The sequence below is a fragment of the Paenibacillus pectinilyticus genome, assembly GCF_001700435.1.
GTDB classification, from domain to species: Bacteria; Bacillota; Bacilli; order Paenibacillales; family NBRC-103111; genus Paenibacillus_E; species Paenibacillus_E pectinilyticus.
In genome coordinates this window covers 473,713-494,256 of the sequence record NZ_LYPC01000014.1, presented here as the reverse complement: position 1 = coordinate 494,256, position 20,544 = coordinate 473,713, and the positions used below count along the sequence as shown (strand labels likewise).

General features: G+C 42.8%; 14 protein-coding genes. 2 read left to right on the top strand and 12 right to left on the bottom strand.

Going from position 1 to position 20,544, the window contains the following annotated elements:
• Positions 1-125: 125 nt before the first annotated feature.
• The 5 genes from A8709_RS09480 to A8709_RS09460 all read right to left on the bottom strand — a co-directional run bounded on the left by A8709_RS09480 (position 126) and on the right by A8709_RS09460 (position 9,055).
• The gene (locus tag A8709_RS09480; protein WP_244163163.1) at positions 126-1,649 is read right to left on the bottom strand and encodes an ABC transporter substrate-binding protein; all 1,524 of its coding nucleotides are present in this window, start codon (positions 1,647-1,649) and stop codon (positions 126-128) included.
• 62 nt (positions 1,650-1,711) lie between these two features.
• Positions 1,712-2,602: a carbohydrate ABC transporter permease gene (locus A8709_RS09475; RefSeq protein WP_065852115.1), complete on the bottom strand. Its 891-nt coding sequence runs from the start codon at positions 2,600-2,602 to the stop codon at positions 1,712-1,714.
• A gap of 15 nt (positions 2,603-2,617) precedes the next feature.
• Complete coding sequence (locus A8709_RS09470; protein WP_084224785.1) at positions 2,618-3,577, bottom strand: ABC transporter permease; 960 nt, start codon at positions 3,575-3,577, stop codon at positions 2,618-2,620.
• Positions 3,578-3,745: 168 nt separating this feature from the next.
• Positions 3,746-6,037: a helix-turn-helix domain-containing protein gene (locus A8709_RS09465; protein WP_065852114.1), complete on the bottom strand. Its 2,292-nt coding sequence runs from the start codon at positions 6,035-6,037 to the stop codon at positions 3,746-3,748.
• A 417-nt stretch (positions 6,038-6,454) separates the two neighbouring features.
• Positions 6,455-9,055, bottom strand: a complete 2,601-nt coding sequence (locus tag A8709_RS09460) for a glycoside hydrolase family 38 N-terminal domain-containing protein (RefSeq protein ID WP_065852113.1) — start codon at positions 9,053-9,055, stop codon at positions 6,455-6,457.
• 162 nt (positions 9,056-9,217) lie between these two features.
• Between A8709_RS09460 and A8709_RS09455 the strand changes: the two genes are divergently transcribed.
• Positions 9,218-10,117, top strand: a complete 900-nt coding sequence (locus tag A8709_RS09455; RefSeq protein WP_065852112.1) for a helix-turn-helix transcriptional regulator — start codon at positions 9,218-9,220, stop codon at positions 10,115-10,117.
• Between the two features lie 157 nt (positions 10,118-10,274).
• Here A8709_RS09455 and A8709_RS09450 read toward each other — a convergent pair whose 3' ends face one another.
• From A8709_RS09450 to A8709_RS09440, 3 genes are all read right to left on the bottom strand, one after another.
• Positions 10,275-10,892 (bottom strand): SGNH/GDSL hydrolase family protein, encoded by a 618-nt coding sequence (locus A8709_RS09450; RefSeq protein WP_065852111.1) that lies wholly within the window; start codon positions 10,890-10,892, stop codon positions 10,275-10,277.
• On the bottom strand, positions 10,886-13,012 hold the full coding sequence (locus tag A8709_RS09445; RefSeq protein ID WP_141692473.1) for a glycosyl hydrolase family 95 catalytic domain-containing protein: 2,127 nt from the start codon (positions 13,010-13,012) through the stop codon (positions 10,886-10,888). Before A8709_RS09445 ends, A8709_RS09450 begins: the two co-directional genes overlap by 7 nt.
• Positions 13,013-13,256: 244 nt before the next feature.
• Entirely contained in the window at positions 13,257-14,015 is a 759-nt protein-coding gene (locus A8709_RS09440; RefSeq protein WP_279615857.1) for a helix-turn-helix domain-containing protein, read from the bottom strand.
• Between the two features lie 213 nt (positions 14,016-14,228).
• On the opposite strand from A8709_RS09440, the gene A8709_RS09435 reads away from it, so the two are divergent.
• The gene (locus A8709_RS09435; protein ID WP_065852108.1) at positions 14,229-14,972 is read left to right on the top strand and encodes a phytanoyl-CoA dioxygenase family protein; all 744 of its coding nucleotides are present in this window, start codon (positions 14,229-14,231) and stop codon (positions 14,970-14,972) included.
• A gap of 98 nt (positions 14,973-15,070) precedes the next feature.
• Here A8709_RS09435 and A8709_RS09430 read toward each other — a convergent pair whose 3' ends face one another.
• The 4 genes from A8709_RS09430 to A8709_RS09415 form a co-directional block, all read right to left on the bottom strand.
• Complete coding sequence (locus A8709_RS09430; protein WP_065852107.1) at positions 15,071-16,210, bottom strand: Ger(x)C family spore germination C-terminal domain-containing protein; 1,140 nt, start codon at positions 16,208-16,210, stop codon at positions 15,071-15,073.
• Complete coding sequence (locus A8709_RS09425) at positions 16,207-17,304, bottom strand: GerAB/ArcD/ProY family transporter (protein ID WP_065852106.1); 1,098 nt, start codon at positions 17,302-17,304, stop codon at positions 16,207-16,209. The genes A8709_RS09430 and A8709_RS09425 overlap by 4 nt, the downstream gene beginning before the upstream one ends.
• A complete protein-coding gene (locus A8709_RS09420; RefSeq protein WP_065852105.1) occupies positions 17,301-18,743 on the bottom strand; it encodes a spore germination protein in 1,443 nt (480 codons plus the stop codon). Before A8709_RS09420 ends, A8709_RS09425 begins: the two co-directional genes overlap by 4 nt.
• Positions 18,744-18,919: 176 nt before the next feature.
• Entirely contained in the window at positions 18,920-20,479 is a 1,560-nt protein-coding gene (locus A8709_RS09415; RefSeq protein WP_065852104.1) for a family 43 glycosylhydrolase, read from the bottom strand.
• Positions 20,480-20,544 lie beyond the last annotated feature (65 nt).

The following is a 20,544-nucleotide window of genomic DNA, read 5'->3' as shown; positions in this document are numbered from 1 at the left end:
AATGAATGGTAAACAATCGATTCGAACAAAACAAAGGGAATCGAAGTCATTTTGTAAACGGCCTCCGTCCAAATGGAATTCAGGACAAAGGCCGCTTACTTGTTTTTATAAATTAAACTGTTCGCTTACTTCTTATTTGCCGCTACCCAAGCATCCAATTGCTTCTGCTTCTCAGCGATGATTTTATCCATACCTGCCGCTTTCAACTCTTTATTCATCGTAGCCAGTGTACTGTCTACATCCATCATGCCGTAAGCCAAGCCAAGAAGATATTTATCCGTAACGGTTTTAGCCTGTGCAAGCTCTGCTTTGACTGGCTCCGCATCGAAGGAGAAGCCCATAATTCGGGAAGCCTTCGCGCTTTTGTTTAGTTGATCTGTCTTCTGTGGAATATCCGTAGCAACACCTGGCAGCAAGTAAGCGTTCAACTGGTCCCCAAGCATCCAGGCAACGTTCGTCGCGTATCCGGAATCCGGAATCAATTCGATTGAATTATCTCCTGTTTTCTTGTAGTTCTTGCCTTCAAGTCCATAAAGGACCATGTTGTACAGTTGCTTGTCAGTGTTCATTAACTCCAGGAACATCATAGCCCGCTCCGGATTTTTGGACGTGCGGCTGATCGCCTGCATCGTGCCAGTTACGGAGCCCGTGGTAACTAAAGGATCCGTCATAGTCCCAAATGCAGCGTCGTAATTGTAGCGAGCTTTCGTTTCAGCTTCTACGCCAGGTTTATACGTACCCAGACCGGAAGAAAGAATTTTGCCGCTTTTCAAAAGCTCAGTTGGGTCTTTCACCAAAGCCAAATCTTTATTGATATAGCCTTTCTCTGACCAGTTTTTCATCAATTTCACGAAGTTCACGAACGCCGGATGTTCGAATTGATTGATGACTTTATAATCGGAGCCAACTGCTTCAATCGCTCCTGGTGATCCGTCTGAGCCTAACGTTTCCAATTTCATATAATTCATGACATCAAGAGTGGCGAGAGCATTGCCTGGGTTAAAAATGAACTTATCTGCGCTTTCTCCGGCCTTCATTTTGGCGAAAGCTGGCTCCAGATCTTCCATTTTCTTCATCGCGTTGACGTCGATGCTATATTTATCAACGATATCTTTTCTAAAATTAAAGGCGGACTGACGAGCTGCGATTTGATAGTTAGGGAATCCGTACACTTTATTGTTGACTTTCATCGCGTTCCAGAAGCTAGGTGGAATTTGGGCATAGGCTTTCGGCGCATATTTCGTCAGCAATTCGTCCATCGGAACGAAGGCACCTTTGGCAACGTTATCATAAAAATTGTAGCCTGCGGCAGTGAACATGATATCGAAATCCTCGCCCGCAGCAATCATCAACTTCGTCTTCTCTGCATAAGCTGCAGCCTCAATAAATTGAATATCAAGCGTAGCATTGATCTTTTCTTTCAAAATCTTGTTAACCTCAGTCAACACCGCTTCGCCTTCTTTTTGCACCGGAATGCGGAGCACCCATTTGAGCTTAACTGGCGCTAGCGTTGCTGCTGTCGGCGTCGCTGCGACTTTAGTAGACGAAGACGGCTTAGTCGTCGCTTCACTCGTACTATCCTTTGCACAACCCACCAAGCTTGTTGCCGCTACCATTACTACTGTCATCATCGTCAGTGTTTTAAACATTTTCACTCTGAACAACTCCCCTGTTTTATATGATTTTGAGTTTCGAGATCCAAACGTTGATATTACCCTTTGACTGCTCCAGCTGTTATGCCTCTGACAAAATATTTTTGAAAAAAAGGAAATACGAACATCATCGGACCCGCTGCAATGACGGCCATCGCCATTTTCGCGCTGTCGGAAGGGAAATCTTGAGCCCCGAGGCTTAACCCATTTTGTGCGTCTTTCATCATGATGTCGGCATTTTGCAAAATTTTATACAGCAAAAACTGCAGCATAAATTTGCTCTCCGTATCAATGTAGATCATCGAACGTGTCCACTCGTTCCAGTAGCCAAGCGTCATCATCAGGCCAATTGTTGCAAGCGCCGGCTTGGACATCGGGAGAACGATTTGCCAGAAAATGCGCATTTCACTGCATCCGTCGATACTCGCCGACTCTAGCACCTCTTGCGGCAAATCGAAGAAAAATGTACGCAACAGGATGATATTCCATGCGGAGATGAGACCCGGAAGAATGAGAATCCAGTAGGTGTCCTTAAGAAAATAATATTTAGTATAAACAATATAGCTTGGAATCAATCCCGCATTGAACAGCATCGAGAAGAATACCAGAAAGCCGATTACGCCAGCGAATTTATACTCCTTACGGGAAAGTGCATAAGCGATCATCGCCGTTAACAGCAATCCTACAACAGTTCCGACAACCGTAACGAACAACGTCGTGCCATAGGAGGTAAGAATAAGCTTAGGAGATTGGAAAATAAATCGAAACGCGGCTGAACTCCATAAGCTTGGGAACAGACTATACCCGTGCTCCACGATACTTTTCGAATCACTGATGGAAATTATCACCACCAGCAGCATCGGTATAATACAGCTTAACGCCAGTAGTGTAAATACGATGTGTGTAATCCAGTTATTCAGGCGTAGTCCCCGCTTTTTTGCAGCTATCATGATGCTTTCCCCCTTCTAGAACATGGCCCTATCCCGGCCATATCTGTACCGGATGAAAAAGTTGGCGCCTAATACAAGTGCGAATCCGGCTATCGATTGAAATAAACCTGCTGCAGCGCCCATTCCTAAATCTGCCGCCCCGCGCAACGCACTGTATACATAGGTATCCAGAACTGACGAGACATTCAGCAGCGACGGCGATTCCAATGGTACCAGGAAGAACTGCCCGAAATCCGCATTGAAAATTCGACCCAACGCACCTAGGAAATTGATCAGAATAATGGGCCGCAAAGCAGGAACTGTAATTTTCATCGCCATCTGAAACCTGCTCGCTCCGTCGATGGACGCCGCTTCATAATACGCGGGATCTATAGATAAGATGTAAGCGTAATTCAGCAGCACTGCATATCCCATCGTTTTCCAAAAGTGTAAAATAGTATGAATCCAGAACCAGTATTGCGGTTCGAAATACCATTCCACACCGGCAAATCCCAACTTATGCAAAATGATGTTCACTAGCCCTTTGCTGTTATCCAGCAGGGCAACCACAATATAAGTAACAATCGTCCAAGAAAGAAAATACGGCAAAAATATGGCGGTTTGATACAGTTTCAATAATTTCCTGCTAACTACTTCATTTAACAGAATCGCCAGCAGGACACTTCCGCCAATTCCCGTAATAATAAAAACGGCGTTGTAGACAAGCGTGTTTTTGAGTGCTAGCAAGGCATCAGACGTTGAAAAAATAAACGTAAAGTTTTTAAGTCCTACCCAGGGGCTGCCAAAGATACCATCGATAAAATTGTAGTTTTTGAAAGCGAGTACAGCGCCAGGCATCGGTACAAAATTAAATACAAGTAGAATTACCAATGCCGGAAGCGCCAACAACGTAAAGTCTACGTTTTTTCGAAGGACACTTTTGCGAGACACCTTTCTCACGTTCGGCACCGCTTTGGATATTGCGGTTGTTTTCATTTGTTACACCTCCTCCTCGTCTTCTATGCTGTAGTTCTGCAAATTGATTATCTCGTCTGGTGCTCAATCCTACTACTGTTCAATTCCATATTGTTATTTTTAAGACTGTACGATTTCAAGAAAACTGTCCATTTCCACAAAAAAAAGAAAAACAACACCTTTTGAGTGTCATTTCTCCAGTTTGTTCATGATTTCTATGTCTACGCGATAGGCTTTAGGCGTGGTGCCGAACCTTCGTTTAAACAGTTTATAGAAGCTGCTTTCATTGTTGAATCCGGTTCTCTCCATAATCTCGGTGATACTGAGCTCTGTCGCAAGGAGCAGTTCGGCTGATTTGTCCAGCCGAACATTATGAATAAAGTCCATAACAGACCAACCGACCGATTCCTTAAAGATCGTGCCCAGATATCCTTGGGAAAGCTTGAATTCTACCGCGATGCCTTTCAAGCTCAAATCTTCCGTAAAATGATCCTGAACATAGCGTTTAATCGATTCAACCAAAGCATCGTGACGCGTCTCCACAAGCGGCTTTTGATCCGCAATTTTCATAATATCCTCATAAAATTTGCTCTTGAGATCATCAATGGATTCAAAGGCAGCCATCCGCATGTAGAAATCCTTCATGGAGATTGGAATTTTCTCAATTCTTGTTTTGTTCAAAATGTCAAACGCCTTGCCCAGCGCCAAGGAAAAGCGGGTCATGGACAGCATAAAGCTTTCGATGTCTCCTTTGGACGACACTTCAATGAACTGATCGAACAGTGATTTGGCTTCATCCCCGTCTCCTGCGCGAATCGACTCCAGGATTCGTTCTTCCAGCTTCTCGTCATAGGTAACCGTCATTTGCTCATGAAGATCCAAAACAGCAGGATGAAGAATCGCTTCGCGGCTATAGATTACGCTGTATTTCAGCAAAAGTGACGCCGTACGGTACGAGTGAATGAGCGCTTCGACACCTTGCACATACCCGCCGAGGAAGGCGGATAGGGTAATGCCTGTAAACTCTTTCACTGTGTTTTGCAGCAATTTAATTTTCTCGTCCCACTCGATATCGTGCTTTCCATCTGGAAGGAAGACAAGCAAAATAAACTGCCCTTCCCCGATATAGATGGCCTTTGCCGTTTGGCCCGAATCAAGAACCTCCTCGGCTACATTCATCATAATGAACCGATAAGCCTTTTTCCGATCGGCATCCATCGTATCGAACTGCTCCCGCCGATCAATCTTCAGCAGAATCAGCATCATTTCGCGATCGAGCATATTGCCGAACACGGAAGAAAATTCGCCGGTCAATTGATTAGCAATGGAGTTATTCTCCATCAACACCGCTTTAATGTAGTTTTCCAACAGAATCGTGTCCGCTGACTGTTTATAGCTGTTATAGTCGCTCAGCAATCCTTTATTTTTTTGAAATACGTCCGAAAGAAGCTTAACCTCGTCGACGAGCGGCCCCTTGTTCTGATCTTTACCCCTAGGCCCGATAACTTCTCGAAAAACTCGGCCGAAGGGGAGGTAGATGCGATACGCGATGAACCCTGCTGCGGCAAGGGCAAAAAGCGCTATCCCCAGCGTAATCTGCAGCACGACTTTGCGTACGAAATGCAGGGATTGGTACAGAAACTCATTGGATTCTTCCACCACAAGCACCCAGTTGGTTTCGGGCATCCAGAGATAGGTAATGATTTTTTGATCTTTGTTCGCGCCGGTCTCAAAGCTGCCTGCTTCTTGATTCGTCTCCATAATTTTGTGAACAAGCTCGGGGTTGAGCACATCCAGATTGTGAATCTGCTTGGAATCATCAATGAGTGTTCGGCTCGTTTTATCAATAATGTAAGCTTTATTATTCTGACCCTTAAACTTGCTTAAGGTGTCGCATAACCAAGCTGCGTCAATATTTACGCCGAGTGCTTTGGATAATTTGTTGTCACTATCGGTTTGAAAATAAAAATACGTAAACACGGTGGCGCTAGTGTTATAAGCCTCCTGAGGAAGCACTCTGGGTATCGGTTTCAAGACTGGCGTGTTCCTGAAGTTTTGAATCGCGTTCACAAAGAAAGAATCCTTTTGTACCATTGAACTAAGCGTTGAATAGTAATTTCCGGTGGTTCCGCTGTAGAGCGTATCCGAGTGAAAGATAGGATTGATTTCAAAGGATTTGCTGATTAAATCCATATACCCAAACATTTCGAAATAATCAAGTTTTTTCTTCTCAAATAATGGTGCAAGAGCAGGATCGTCTAGCTGGCGGAATGTAAACGCCTTCACATCTTCATTCATTCGTTTGATGGTATTACTGATAATGCGCAGCTCCTTGCTGTTCTCTTCATAGGTCCGCTGTGTAACGATGCCTTCAAAACTTTTGAATGCAGTAATTGAGAACCCCCCAAGCACGACTAGGAGCAGCAGTGAAAGCAATACTACGATGTTAACGAACGTCCGGCTGATACTCCACTTGAACATGTCATGAATTCTCCCCTTAACCCATCATGTACTAATCCGCCAGCATGCAAGGCAGAATTGTTGAGTTTCATTATTCATTCCTTAATCATTTTCTACACTACCATGTCCATTTTAGTAAATAAAGATAAAATTTTTGTGACAATTGAGACTAACTTCAACAATTTTATAGGGATGATGATTAATTACGCAATCTACTAAACTTCAGGTACAATTGTAAACTAGCTAAATCATTATGAATAATGCTTTTCAAACCATATAATATTCATTAGAGTCTATATGTTATAAAGTTTAGACGTTGGCTTCATTTTTACACAATTGTATGTGAAATTAATGACCACATCTAATCCGCGATTTTTCAGCAAAAAAGAGAAATAACACCGTCTACGTGTCATTTCTCCTGTTTGTTCATGATTTCTATCACTCAAAGACCTTAATAACACGAATGTGGAACCACTGCCTCGCACCGATCATTACATCCAATCCACCGTTAGTAATTGCAAGCTCTTGTTCATTTTCTTCCAAAATATTAGTCTTAAACGCCCGAGAAATCTCAAATCCCGGAATTTTCACTGTAGCTTCGGTTGGAGCGTCTTTCAAGTTTCTCAAACGAATGATGAATCCGTCATCATCCATTGCCGGTTTAATATAAGTTGGTACAACGCCGCTACCCGTTACTTCTAAAAGTTGACCTTCTTTTTCAGCCGAGCCATGCATGACTGGGAAAATTTGCACCGGTTGGGACGCCTCTACCCCTTTCTTCATCGCTTCTTCAGCTTCAAATGTATGGAATGTCGATAACACGTATCTCACTTCGATGAGACCAGGCTGACTCGCTCTAAAGTTGGTATCCCAGTAATTGTTGAGAGGCCATGCTAAAAGAATTGGATTCTCATTCCGCTGGATCGATTTTTGTTCTTTACCGAAATGGAAATCACCAATCTGCACTAATGGCGCATCCGGACAAGCCAACGTGATGCCGTGCTTGTCATCATATAAGGAAACGGTTTGATCAACGGTGACCCACTCTTTACAAACCGTTGGAAGCTGATCTTCGTCTAAGGCTGCGAAGGTGCCCGCACTGTCAAATACCGATTTCCAGTTCTCCTTTAATTGAAGAGGGAACGCAAAATAGATGGATTCAGGCTCACGGATATCCAGCTTATCAATCGCAGCGGACAATTCAATATCCGGACGGCCCACAAAGAAGGTCATCCTTTGCTCTAAACGCTTAACTCCAGGAGCTGTCCACACCATAGTCAAGGTAACGCCGGAGGAATGCCTATCAACCTGGAAAGAAATTAATTGATCGGCTCCTCTTCGCATCGCTTTCCATTCATTATTCCAACAGCTAATATTGTTATTGCAATCATCCAGCACGCGATCGTGAATGGTTGTTCGATCCAGCTTATTTCTCAAAGGATCAGGAGACTCATGAACGAATTGGAACAATGTCCATTCGCTGCTCTGATCGATCATTTGCCAGCCGGTTGACTTATTTATCAACTCGTGGATTCTGCCGATTTCTTTATCAAAAGTAATGCGATAATACGGTGTATCAATGGAGCTATCCGTTATATCGATATGGCTTGCAGCCTCCTCCACAGCAATGGGTGTGGTCAACGGAAGCACCTTATAACTGAATGGAGGCATCTTAATCAAACCATACGAAGGCGTCTTCCAATTGATATCGTAATTATTCTGGATATAAGAGAATCTTGCGGCTGAAGTATGTCTTCCTCCATGAAGATAATAATCTGGAATATGCAGGTCGCATAGCTGCTCGACGTGTGTCGGATTCACTAACATGACTCCCTGAGGCGGTCCAGACTGGAGCGGATTGCCTGCAAGCTCCTCCAACTGCTGATTTAGCACGTAACCTGACAAACTATTTGCCTTATAAGCAAAATGCGCCTTGTGCATCCATTGAATTTTCGTAAACATTTCGTCAGGATGTGTAGTGGAAATGTTAGCTCCCCAGGTATGCTCATCATACAGTTGCGCTTGATCCCATGCCTCTTGAAAAAGATGACGATTGCCTGAGAAGTTGTTATTTTGCACAGCCGAAAGGAACTCAGCATTCTTCAAGCTAACTTTGCTTCGACGATTTAATCTGGTTTCCTCAGCGGAACTTGCGGCTCCGAAATTCCAGAAATCCGTCCAATCACCCCGATAAGTTTGAATCGTTTCTGACGGCTGCTCTTTTAGCTTTTGCAGCAGCATTTCAGGCGTCACCATTCTCATTCGCTGCTCATGCCCTTCCGCATTCCATTTGCGAATCATGGCGAGCAATATTTGGTCCGGAGGCGTATTATCGTAATGCGGTACATTCGTTGCCGATAAATAGATGAAATCATAAGGGTAACCATCGCGTTCAATCCGATCCATGTATCGATCAAGTCCCTTTTTCATAAGCTCGGTGCTTTCCTCTTCCAATTGACACCATTGCGTAAACAGTGAGTAATGCTCGCCATTAAATGTAAGTAATTCTCGGCCGTCAGGCGCAACCCACTTGAATGCTCTTGGCCTCTCTAAAGGAAGACCGCCTAAATGGATGTTAATTCCTGTTGTATACAGTTCGACTCCTGCATCCAGCATGGCCTGTGCAATCGTCCAAGGCTGACCGTTAATATCATGATTAATCGCCGTACGGATCGGCACATGAAATTTGTCTCGCAGCTCCTTAATTGGATAAAGCAATCGCGCCAATTGCTCCGCGTTACATAACGGACTTGTGTGCATGCTTAATGCAGCGATACAAATTTGACCATTGTTAAGGAACTTGCTGAATCGTTCCACTTGGCCGCTGCTCGCTGTTTCCAACCATTTCATTACTGGCAAGGTAGCTTCGCAAGTCCAGTAGAATCTATTTTCTTCTGCATCGTGCTGGGTTTGCTCACAAAGATCAAGAACCTGATCGATATATGTGTTTTGCAGCTCCATAAGCATAGGCTGTGTATGGGTATAGCCGATATCCAAGTGACTGTGGTGATATACGAGAATTTCTTTGATTTTTGACATTTTCTTCTCCTCCAATGACTTGTTATGTTCTCAAATTCCAATTTGATAGACATCGCTTTCATATTTATAATCTTAAGTTTCAGAACACCAAATGTATTTGCAATATGCTGTCTATTTTTTTATAATTTAAGGACATAACTTGATTAGGATGATTTGTGAAAGATGACAATACCTCAGTCTATTTACGTCGACGGAACAGTAAATTTAAATTTGATTGCTCATACATTACATAGTAAAGACGCCGTATTTCGCGTCCATTACTGGGGAGGGACACGCGATCATGTCCATCCACCCATGCATCAACATTCGTTCTTTGAAATTTGTTATGTACTTGATGGCCATGCGATTTATACGGAATCTGGCGTCGACTATCCGCTACAAAAGAACAGTATGTTTTTAACTAGGCCTTATATAAAACACAACATACATACCGCAAGCTCATTATTTTTTATTTTTGTCGCATTTGAAATCGTAGCCAATGCGTCATCCTCCGCGACAGTGGAGATGTTCAGTAGACTGGAAAAAACACATAACTTCTACATTCCTGATGGCTCTAACTTACCTGCCATCCGCATTTGGGAAGCGCTGCTGCAGCAATCCTTTCAAGAAGGCGCACTTGTTCAAGAGAGTGTACTAGCACTTTCATGTGCATTGTTAGCCTCGTTTGCTCACATTTTCTCTGACAACATCGAACAACAAGATTCAAAGAAACGAAAGAGAGAAAGGCTTGGAGCTGGAATGGTCATTTCCCAATCCAAATTATATATACGGGATAACCTTGGAAACCCAAGCTTATCGTTAGTTGAAGTGGCCCATTTTTTGCATCTATCAGGACGCCATTTTTCACGTATATTTAAAGAAGAACTAGGACAATCGTTTACGAGTTATGTTCGAAAGGAACGAATAAGACAAGCTTCCATCTTGCTTACTTCGACGAAAAAATCGATTAAACAAATCTCGGAGGAAACAGGTTTTGAAAACGTTCATTATTTTACGAGAGTCTTCTCTGAGATTATGGAAATAGCCCCCAGAAGATTTATAGATAAATTCAACAAGAAGTAAGTGTCAGAGCTCATAGTCATATTTTATAGTTTTCTGCCATAACTAACTAGTTAGTTATTCGTAGACTGAACAAGATGCGTTTTAAAGAATACTTTCCCCTAATCGCAAAAAAAGAGAAATAACACGTTCTAAGTGTTATTTCTCCAGCAAAGTCGGATTACGATAAACAATCTTTTATTGCTTTTGCTACAATCTCAGCTTGGGCCCTCCTCCCCTCCTCGTTGTAATGGTACCCATCTGCCACACGGTATTCACTTCTTCCGTACATCGGTGTATATAAATCGTTTAGAGAAAGGTTATATTGTTCGGCAATTCGCTTAACAGCCTTATTTCTGTCCTCGACCTTCCCATTTAATTGCGGATCAATCCCTGTTGGGTTTCCTACTACTGTCATTGGAGTCGAATTCACAATAATGATTTTTGAGGATTGCGCGGTCTCGAGGACATGACGAATCAATTTGTTATAATTTTCTTCATATTGGCTAGTGGATAAATGCCACCCATGTAAGCCATTATTCATATGGATAACGTCGTAATGAAAGTCTTCCCGATGTTGAATCATATAGTCAATCTCTTTCAGTAAAGACGGATTATCCATGGCTTTTGAAGTGGCCACCATGTCAACATATGCTTGGTTGTGGAGAAGCTCATTCACATAAGGCCGATACCCCTTAGTAATCGAATCTCCTATTACTAAAACTCTCTTCAGATCTTGGTTATCAGCTTGTTCCCACCAATGTTCACACCATTCAAAACGTTCCAATTGTGTCACCATATGACGAGTTCTTCCCCTTTCTTAATATCAAGTTCTATCCGTGTATAGTTTCCTTCAGTTTCTAAAAGGCTAATAATTCGATCATTTTTCGGCTCTAAGTTGGCATTTTCATCAAGAAGAGCAGCTTGCAATGGCAGCTTCATATCTGTAAGCAGATTACATGGTTCTCCAGCCAGACTGCGAATGCGAATGAAGCGTGTAGCACCTTGCTCACGTACTGCGCTGACAAGAAACGCACCTTCCGCTCGCATTTGATGGAAAACGATATCTGGCCACTCGTCCGGCACAGCAGGAAAGACGCGAATCGTGTCTCCCCAACTCTGTAAGAGCATCTCCTGCAAGGAAGCAGCCCCTGATAATGGCGTCTCTAGGCAAGGCCCCTTCTCTTTATACAGTGTATTAAACTGTAATTCACGATCTAATAACTGCCTTAGGTAGTGCAAGCTCCGATTACCCTTGCCTATTGCCGCATAAAGCGAAGCCGCTCCCGTCCACGAAAAGCCAGCGAATAACTCTGGAAGACTCAACCAATGTTCTAGGGAATGCTCAATTAAAGCTCTGTTCTCTTCCTGCTCATAATGAACCAAACTAAGCGGATATATCATCATTAAATGGGAGTAATGCCGGTGCGATTCAAGTAGAGGGACATCCGTACCGATCATATACCCTGTCTCGTCGACGGGGTAGTCGACAAGACGGTTCAACACATCGCGCCAACGTTCTATCCCTTCATCTTGGATGTCAAGTCTCTTACAGGAAGCCAGCAGCGTCTCGCACCCCCAGCGAAGCAGGGATAAATCATAATTTGTGTTTGCTGCTGGTATGGCATACTCAGGCGACACCGAGACCGGCAGATGGTATCGTCCATCTTCTCCTTCGGTCAGCAGATGTATGTAGTATTGCACTGAACGTCTAAGCAACGGATAAACGTGCTCACGAAGCATTTCGTCGTCCATCGAATAACGGTATTGCTCCCAGTAATAAAAAACAGTCCAAAGTAAATTTCCGTGCTCGTCTGTTACAGGACTAACACAGTCAAAGCTGCTAACACGGCCAATTGCAGCGGCGTCATACCGATAGGAAGCCGGCACGTTATTGATCAACGCCTCCTGGGCATGATCCAATAACCGGCATAAAGATTCGCCTAGCTCCAATCGATTAGCCGTATAAATTGGCGAATAGCTTAACTGGATATTCAAATTCCACCAAATAGCCGGCCAAGGTGTCACTTCAAACCACGGGCCCATTAGATCAAGGGCGGGCCTATCAGCGCGCGTAGCCGAAGCTAATACATACATTTGCATCCAATAAAAAGCGTTTATGCGTTGATCAGGCACTTTAAGATAGCTTGCTGGATAATAACGATGCCACCAATCTTGATGCGATTCCAGCAAAAGCTGCATACCTTGCTTCTCCGAAGCGTGAATCGCATCTACAGTTTCCAGAATGGCTGTGTCTTTCGAATCTGATAGCCCAACGCTCACATATATCGTTCCTGCCCCAATATCACTCACATTTCGGATGCCTGTGGCATAACCGCCCCCCTCAGCAAGAGCTTGAAACCATACATCAATGCCACGCTGGTTTTGTTCATACTGTATATGTGGATTAATGACGGGTTCAGGACAAGGGTAGTAACCCCCTTCAGGCGTTGAATGGAAGAGGATGCGAGGATTAATGGCTTCATCGGGCACCCACTCCCACTGTAGTTCCTGCTCCTCTTCGCTGGCACGCCATTCAATCACTTGAACCATCTGCTCCGCATGCGTAAAGGTTCTCCATTCAATTTCACCGCACTCCGTCGTAAGCTTACATGTGACCTCTGCATCATAGAGATTCAGTCTCATTGAACAGTCCTTGATTTTCCCTTTGGTCTTAAGATCAAGTCTGCCGATAGGCAAGCGATACTTACCGTTCGTCCCCCGATCTTCGACCTTTTGATAGACATCCGTTCTCCCGATATGCCAGGAAATCCCCCTACCCGACCGCGAATAGATATTAGCTCCGAGCAGACCGTTTCCTGTGAGAGCTCCTTCTCCCCACGACTTGGGCAGTTGATTCCAAATTAAGTCGCAATGACTCAACATTTCATCCCATTTAGGAAAAATTTCAAATGACATAGCTTCCACCTCATGCATATATGATTTCCCCTAGGATAACTGATCCCAGTTTCCGTTCACTCCACAAAAATGTACAGTACATATAGGCTGCGCAAATTGATTATCTCGCCTTGCACCCCATCACACTACTATTCAATTCCATTTTCTTGTATTAACGACTATACGATTTAAAGAAAACTATCCAAAATTTAAAAAAAGAGAAACAACACCGTCTGAGTGTCATTTCTCCCGCTTATTCATATTCTCATAACTTGTCTCGAAGTCCGTCCCACGAAAGTTGCCTAAGCTCCGACGCTGTGTGCCCGGTCGTCTTTTTGACTAATCGTGCAAAGTGATTCGATGTTTTGAATCCGCAGCGATTTGCAATCTCGGTGATGCTGAGCCCCGTATTGGTCAGCAGCCCCACGGCTTGACTCACGCGATAACGCCATACGTACTGCATGGGAGTCGTATTCTCGTGTTGTCTGAACAAACGAACTAAGTGCTCTGTAGATACACCTACCACCGCTGCCAAGTCATTCAGTGTAAACTCATTTGCGAAATGCCCAGATATCCAGGCGATTGCTGCATAAACAGCTGGATGCTTTTCTTGCTTCTGCATCAATTGTTTGGATTCTGATGGATACAGCTGCAGAGCTGCATGAGCCAAGCTGATCAGTAAAGGGTCGGTAACACTTGTATACTGCTGAATCCGCAGCATTAGATCCAATAGTCGATTCATATTCTCACTCAAGGGGAGACACTCAGGCAGTAAGGAAAGCTGCTCAAAGATTTCTCTCTCCAACATTGGCACATGAACACCGATCCATCGATGCCACGTATCCTCTTTTTTAGAAAATGTAAAATACTCCTCATGCCCAGGCATTAACATAATGACATTTCCAGGCTTCACATGTAGTTTACGATCACCGATGGTTACATCCATTTCTCCAGAATATAGCATAACAAGCTGAATATCCTGCTGGATGCGGGGACCAAATCGGCCTCCCGGTGGATATACAATGGATCCTGCTGTTACAGACTTTATTGTATCTAATAAAACGATCTTGCTTCCCGCTTCTATAAGAATCCTCCCCCTTTGCCAAATAGTTTACACACAATTGAACTAATTATCAATTTCAGATACATTTATGCAAATCACAGCCATTGTCGATAAATCCTGTTCATCGTATGCTAATAGTGAGAGAAGGCAATTAAATCACAGGAGGTCTACCTGATGAATAAGACTATTTCATTACCTTTAACACCGCTTACACAAGATCAAATCGACTTTTTCAAACAAAATGGCTACTTCTTGTTCAAAAAAGGAATGAGTGAAGATTTGGTAGATGCCTTTAACGGACACATTTTTGACATCCGCCACCAGGAATCCATTCCCCCATGGGCCGCCTGTGACGAAAGCAAAAAGTTCTCGGTTCGCTTGTTCAATCCTCATAAACACGACAGCTTTTCACGTCAATTAATGAAACACACAATGGTCCGAGGCGTATTAGCCCAACTGATGGGGAAGGAAGCAGTATGCGTTCAAAGCATGTACTTTTATAAAGAACCAGGATCGCCTGGACAAGCGTCGCATCAGGACTACTATTATATTAAGAATGACCCCATGACCATGATTGCAGCATGGACGGCAATGGAAGAGCAAGTGGACATAGAGAATGGCTGCTTATGGGTAATGCCAGGTACGCATAAACTTGGCCTGTTGCCGCATGGCGCCGTCAAAAATCTCGAAGAACACGAACAATGGACCGAGGAAACCGAGGGTATCGATACGAGCACTCAGATTCCAGTTATCATGGAAAAGGGCGACATTTTATTTTTCAGCGAGCTGCTGATTCACTCCTCCACCAAGAACCGCAGTAAGGACCGATGGCGCCGCTCTTATGTATGTCACTATATTCGGGAGGATTCCAATGTCCTGTTACGTGAGGATCTCCGTGTAAAATACCCTTTGTACTAAGTAAAAGGACGCGAACTCCGATAGGAGCACGCGTCCTTTTGTTTGTACTTTGCAATACTGTAGCTTTTAGTTCATATACGATCGTTGGGCTAGCTAATTTATCTCTCAATCTCAGTATTCAAAATCCTAACTTCAAATTGTGGCTCGATCACCAATCGAGGATAATCCTTTCGCCACTCCAACGTTTTCCATAGGGCTGGATGAAATGCTTTTAACTCTTTTCCGATACCTAGAACATCCGAATTCGCCTCTTGTAATTTTTTAATCGTCTTGGCTGCCTTTTCGTTTAAATGATTACTTAGTGCTTTTTCCATTTCATTTACATATGCAGTTTTAAGACCAGTAACCTCTTCACCAAGTTCAGTTGCAATTATATTCATTCTTACCTTAATCGTAATAGTCGGAAGTTCACTCAACTGTTGACGTGCGGTGATTTTGCTGTTTATTTTCTTGATAAAAAAAGCGTAATCCTTGTCATCCATGTGTCCCGTCTTTGCAACCCGCCCATAATTGAATTTTGTTGAAAACCCCTTTAATTTCTGCCTAACATTGCCGTTCCCTACGAGCATCATTAAGGTTTGAATTTGTTCATTATTGAGCTTAATACCTGTGCTATCGCTCTGACGAAATAATAAAGCGCCAATTAATTCCATCCGAGAATTGACATGTTTAATGACAGGTAATGCGAAATCATTTAATGGCTCTTCCTTCGATAAAAGAAAATCCATCATCGTAACGTTGGGAACGAGACCATATGTTTCTAAAGATTTCACAAACTCATTCAGTTCTTTCGTTTTATCCGTCATTGTTCCATTAAACTGTTTAAAAAATGATGCGTCTTGATCGTCCAGAATGACTACTGGCGAATTTATTGTCGTAAATGGCGTATCGAGCAAAAAAGCAAGCTCACGAACGGGTTGATGCATTATAAAACTTTCGCTCATTAAAAATAGTCTTGTATTAATCCCAATAAAGGGACCTTGGTCTTTATATAGCCCCTGACCAACCGCTTCAATTACACTTGAATCTGAAATCTCTGTTGCATCCGAAACAGACACACCGCTCCCTTGCCCGGCTTTACTTAATTTGGTAACAACAAAGTTCAGCGATACTTTGCTACTCTTCTCATCATAGTCGATCCCTGTTATATCAACGATTTTGAGATTGCGCAGCGGCAATCGGTCCCAGCAGCCAGTGAGAAGTAACAAGATCATCATACTTCCTACAACCCTCTTCATCTTGCTCCCACCTTCCCCCGAGTTATCGAAATTAACAAAAGGAGTAACGGTATGATGGCGATAACGGCAATTGTAGCAAAATTATGATAGCTGGAAAATTGAAAGAGAACTTGGCGGTCTGATCCAAATACACCTAATCCGAAACAAAGAATCGCTAATATCCAGACGATAACCGCATGGTTCCCCCTCTCTTTTCCAAAAGAAAAAGAAAGGTATCGAGCTGCTAAAAACAAATACACATAGGCTGTTACAGTCGTGACCGATAGCCAAATTGTCATGAATACGATATCTAAACTTTGCACGACAGGCCATTTAAATTGGCGTAGTATGAAGACCATAGGCTCAGAAATTACTTTAAGCTGATTTTCACTGAAATTAAACGTTACAATCAAGGTGATTAACATATAAAAAAGGGTAGTGAATCCATTAGCGGCAGTCATTACAAGAAAGACGTCTTTCTTTTTTCGGTAACTTAAGGTTGGAAAGACAACCAGAAGGAGCTCATAACCAGCATAAGCCCAAAAGGCTGGAAGCGCATCCCTCATGATGGCTCCTATCCCATGACTGCCTATTGGGAAAAAATGACGTACATCTCCCTTCCCTAACCCACTGATAAATATGATGAACGTAGCAATAAAAAACATAACCATGATGGACTGCGTAATTACAGCAATGGACCGGAGTGAAGAAGACGCAATATACGCAGCAATTCCGATTGATATTCCAACTAATACAAACCAGGGAGTTCTGATCAATACCCATCTACTCAACACATCAGAATAAGAAACGAAGACCATCAGACTGGACTCGGCACAATATAATCCTATGAGTATATTCAGAATAGATCCCATTATCTTTCCAACTATGCTAGTCATATACTGAGGCAACGCCCGATCTGCATACCTTGTACTAAGGCAATACATAATCATAATAATCCCTTGTGAAATCACCCCTCCAAGGCATATAGATAGCCATGAGTCATAACCTGAGTGCTTAGACTCTTCAAAGGGAATTGATAAGATAGATACACCCACTTGCGTTAAAATAATGAGATTAAAAAGCTGTGTTAAAGAAAGCTTCTTTAAGTGAATCATTCATGTTTACCCCTTCGAATTCGAATTCTCGAATTATCTTTGGACAAGCTTTCTTTTGTACGTTCTTTTAGGCTTCTAATAGGTCCTCGAAATAAGGTATCCATAATCGTATTTTTGTTGAGTCCACTGTAAAAGTAGGGTATCCCCATCGTGTTTAAACGCGCTAAGTGCGTAAACACGATCAGGTATGACAATTCCAAGCCAATTAATCCAAAAGTTGCAGCCATTAAAATGAACGGAAATGATAATAATCGCACAGCACTGCTCATTTCATAAGACGGAATACTGAAGGACGCGACAGCCGTAAAGGCAACGATAATGACCATCATAGTGGAAACCAGATTGGACTGAACAACAACAGTTCCGATGACGATACCGCCTACAACACCGATCGTTTGCCCAATTGGGCTTGCTAACCTTACCGTCGCTTCCCTTAATACTTCGAGCGTGACCAACATGAATATCGCTTCGAGCACTGGAGGCATGGCAACGTATTGCATGGAGCTTTGAAGTGTTAATGCAATTTCAAACGGAAGCATACGCGGATCAAATGTGACTAACGCAACATACGCGCCAGGCAAGCTTATTGCAACTACAAAGCTTATTATGCGAAGAAACCTGAAAGCACTTCCGAGTAACCAACCTACTTGATAATCATCAGGGGATTGCAAGAATGCCCAGAAGGAGACGGGAAGAATAATGCAATCCGGCGAACCATTGGTTAAGATCCCCATTTTTCCATTCATCAAGTAGGATCTAACGCGATCTGGCCTCTCCGTAATCATCAATTGTGGAAATAAGGAGAATTTCCGATCCTCAATAAGTTCTTGAATAAAGCCTGGTGCTTCAACATAATCGATGTCGATAAGGCTAATTCTACGCTCAAACTCTTGGATAACTTCTTCGTTAGCAAGCTCTTGCAAGTACAGTAAGGCGACTTTCGTATTTGATCGTCTGCCAACGAGATAGTATTTAACAACGAGGTCTGGTGTGACGATCATTTTGCGCAGCAAATTAATGTTGGTATGCACATTTTCAATCAACGCCTCATTAGATCCGCGCAGTACTCGTTCATTCACGGGCAGGTTAACAGAACGTTCTTTCTTCACTTCTGTTCCAAGTAAATAAAGCTTCATTTTTCCATCGATTTGAAGCACCGTTTTACCTTGCACAAGTGCATTCACCGCATCGCTCAGCAGCTCCGTCTCCGAACATTCCAATACAGACACAATTTCACGAAGATTGAGGTCTTCCGTTTGCTGAAGCAAAGGTCGAATGACGTGCTCCTGTACCACAGCAAGTTCAATCATTGTATCTAAATAAAACAGCCGATAACTGCGGTTACCGGATTGAAATGTACTCGATTTAAAGTCAGAGCTACTGAAAAGCATATTTTGCAGCGACTTTTCGGTTACGTCTAGAGATGGATCGACTTTCATTTGAGCTCCCTCTCTTCATGGAATGGCATGTTTCGGTTATTTTTCCCCTATGCAGCTTTTTATATTCCAATTTTTAGTGAAGTTCAACATGTTAATATCTCTAAATCAATAAAAAAAGCACCCCGCGGTGGAGTGCTCGAATCCTCAACTATTCATTTCTTGGTTTATGTTCCGTTTTACACAAATGCAAAGTGCGAAAAATCGCCTAACGTCTTGCCTTCTGGATGGAATACAAAATAAACGGCGTGCACACCAGTGATTGCCTTTAGTGGCGAAAGAAAATCAGTATACTCGCTTGACCTATACACTTGAACTTGAGCAATTAACTCACCGCTAAGTGGACTGTCTATGAAAATATCAACATAGCCATTGCTTTCTGCAAATATGGATAAAATAACTTTCGTATTTTCATGGGCTTCATGACCGAAGTCAAAGTATTTATATCCAACAACACTTTCACTTGTCGTATTTGTAACGACTTGGAAAACCTTTTTGCCTGAATGGTCGTCTACGAATCCAAACGCTAACTCCCTTTGCACAATATACGGAGAGTTCGTTTTTGCTTTTGCTTTTCCTTGTGCATCCGTTAGATAGCACGCCATAAATGCTGGCCACTGATGATAGGCAGGTAAGGCAGATTTGCTAAAGCCCATAGAATGATGCTCTGCGTGTTCAAAGCTTCCATCAGGTCGCATAGTAAGCGCAGCTACCATAGCCTGTCTGCCTCCCATTTGGTTGCCCGTATGCCTGTGGTAAATGATATACCAAGTACCATGTAGATTCACCAATCCGCCATGGGTATTTCCTACATATTCAGTAGGAGCATTCTGACCTTTATATCTTGCATTTCCTAAAGAAACAAGAATGCCTCCATACTCAAATGGACCGAATGGACTCTTGGAAGTCGCATAGCACATGGCATTGCATTTATTGGGTCCAGTCCCATAATAAACTAAGTAGAAAACATCATTTATTTTTCTAATTGATGGTCCGTTGAGCATTCCCATACGATCAAAATCTTTCCTCTTTGAACGTTGCGTGAACATGGAGGGTATAAGAGATTCACTGCTATAACGACCAGTTTGTTCATTCTTTATGACCGTTCTCATATCGTTTGGATCCAACTCTACCACGTGGCAGAAACATAGTCCAAAGTACAAGTATAATCTTCCATTATCATAAATAACAGATGGATCATATAGATAGTTAGCCATATTCAAAAGCGGGCCTTTACCTTTACCAAAAACGAAATCACCGTCTTCAATTCCGTCTCTTCCATCTTTCCAGTTTTTTGGCTTTTCTGATTCTGGATAACGCACACGTCCGATATATTCGAATGGTCCAACTGGCGAATCCGAAACCGCAACACCGAAACCAGACTTAGAAAGTCCGATACCATAGTACAAATAATATTTCCCTTCTATTTCTACAATATCTGGGGCAAACATATGGGTTTTCATCATACCCTTTTTACCCGAATTGACCATTTTATTCACATAAGGATCCTGCATTTTCTTGTAGATAACGCCTTCGTATCTCCAGTCCGTTAAATTATCGACTGGTGCTGACCACGTCACGTAATCACCGCCGCAGAACGCCCCACTTCCAAAGAGATCGTGTGAGCCGTATACATAGACTCTATCACCGAAGACATAGGGTTCTCCGTCTGGAATATACTCATTGCAGGGTAAAAATGGGTTAATGGAAAATCGATCTGGCCCATAGTTCACTTCCATCATCTAAACCTCCTGTTTTTCTCTTCTATATATTTGAGTCCACTAAGCTTTATATCCAAACTTTG

Bases quoted from the DNA above. Each gene is read 5' to 3' on its own strand.
- A8709_RS09480 (WP_244163163.1), bottom strand. From the start codon at position 1,649: ATGTTTAAAACACTGACGATGATGACAGTAGTAATGGTAGCGGCAACA.
- A8709_RS09475 (WP_065852115.1), bottom strand. From the start codon at position 2,602: ATGATAGCTGCAAAAAAGCGGGGACTACGCCTGAATAACTGGATTACA.
- A8709_RS09470 (WP_084224785.1), bottom strand. From the start codon at position 3,577: ATGAAAACAACCGCAATATCCAAAGCGGTGCCGAACGTGAGAAAGGTG.
- A8709_RS09465 (WP_065852114.1), bottom strand. From the start codon at position 6,037: ATGTTCAAGTGGAGTATCAGCCGGACGTTCGTTAACATCGTAGTATTG.
- A8709_RS09460 (WP_065852113.1), bottom strand. From the start codon at position 9,055: ATGTCAAAAATCAAAGAAATTCTCGTATATCACCACAGTCACTTGGAT.
- A8709_RS09455 (WP_065852112.1), top strand. From the start codon at position 9,218: ATGACAATACCTCAGTCTATTTACGTCGACGGAACAGTAAATTTAAAT.
- A8709_RS09450 (WP_065852111.1), bottom strand. From the start codon at position 10,892: ATGGTGACACAATTGGAACGTTTTGAATGGTGTGAACATTGGTGGGAA.
- A8709_RS09445 (WP_141692473.1), bottom strand. From the start codon at position 13,012: ATGTCATTTGAAATTTTTCCTAAATGGGATGAAATGTTGAGTCATTGC.
- A8709_RS09435 (WP_065852108.1), top strand. From the start codon at position 14,229: ATGAATAAGACTATTTCATTACCTTTAACACCGCTTACACAAGATCAA.
- A8709_RS09430 (WP_065852107.1), bottom strand. From the start codon at position 16,210: ATGAAGAGGGTTGTAGGAAGTATGATGATCTTGTTACTTCTCACTGGC.
- A8709_RS09425 (WP_065852106.1), bottom strand. From the start codon at position 17,304: ATGATTCACTTAAAGAAGCTTTCTTTAACACAGCTTTTTAATCTCATT.
- A8709_RS09420 (WP_065852105.1), bottom strand. From the start codon at position 18,743: ATGAAAGTCGATCCATCTCTAGACGTAACCGAAAAGTCGCTGCAAAAT.
- A8709_RS09415 (WP_065852104.1), bottom strand. From the start codon at position 20,479: ATGGAAGTGAACTATGGGCCAGATCGATTTTCCATTAACCCATTTTTA.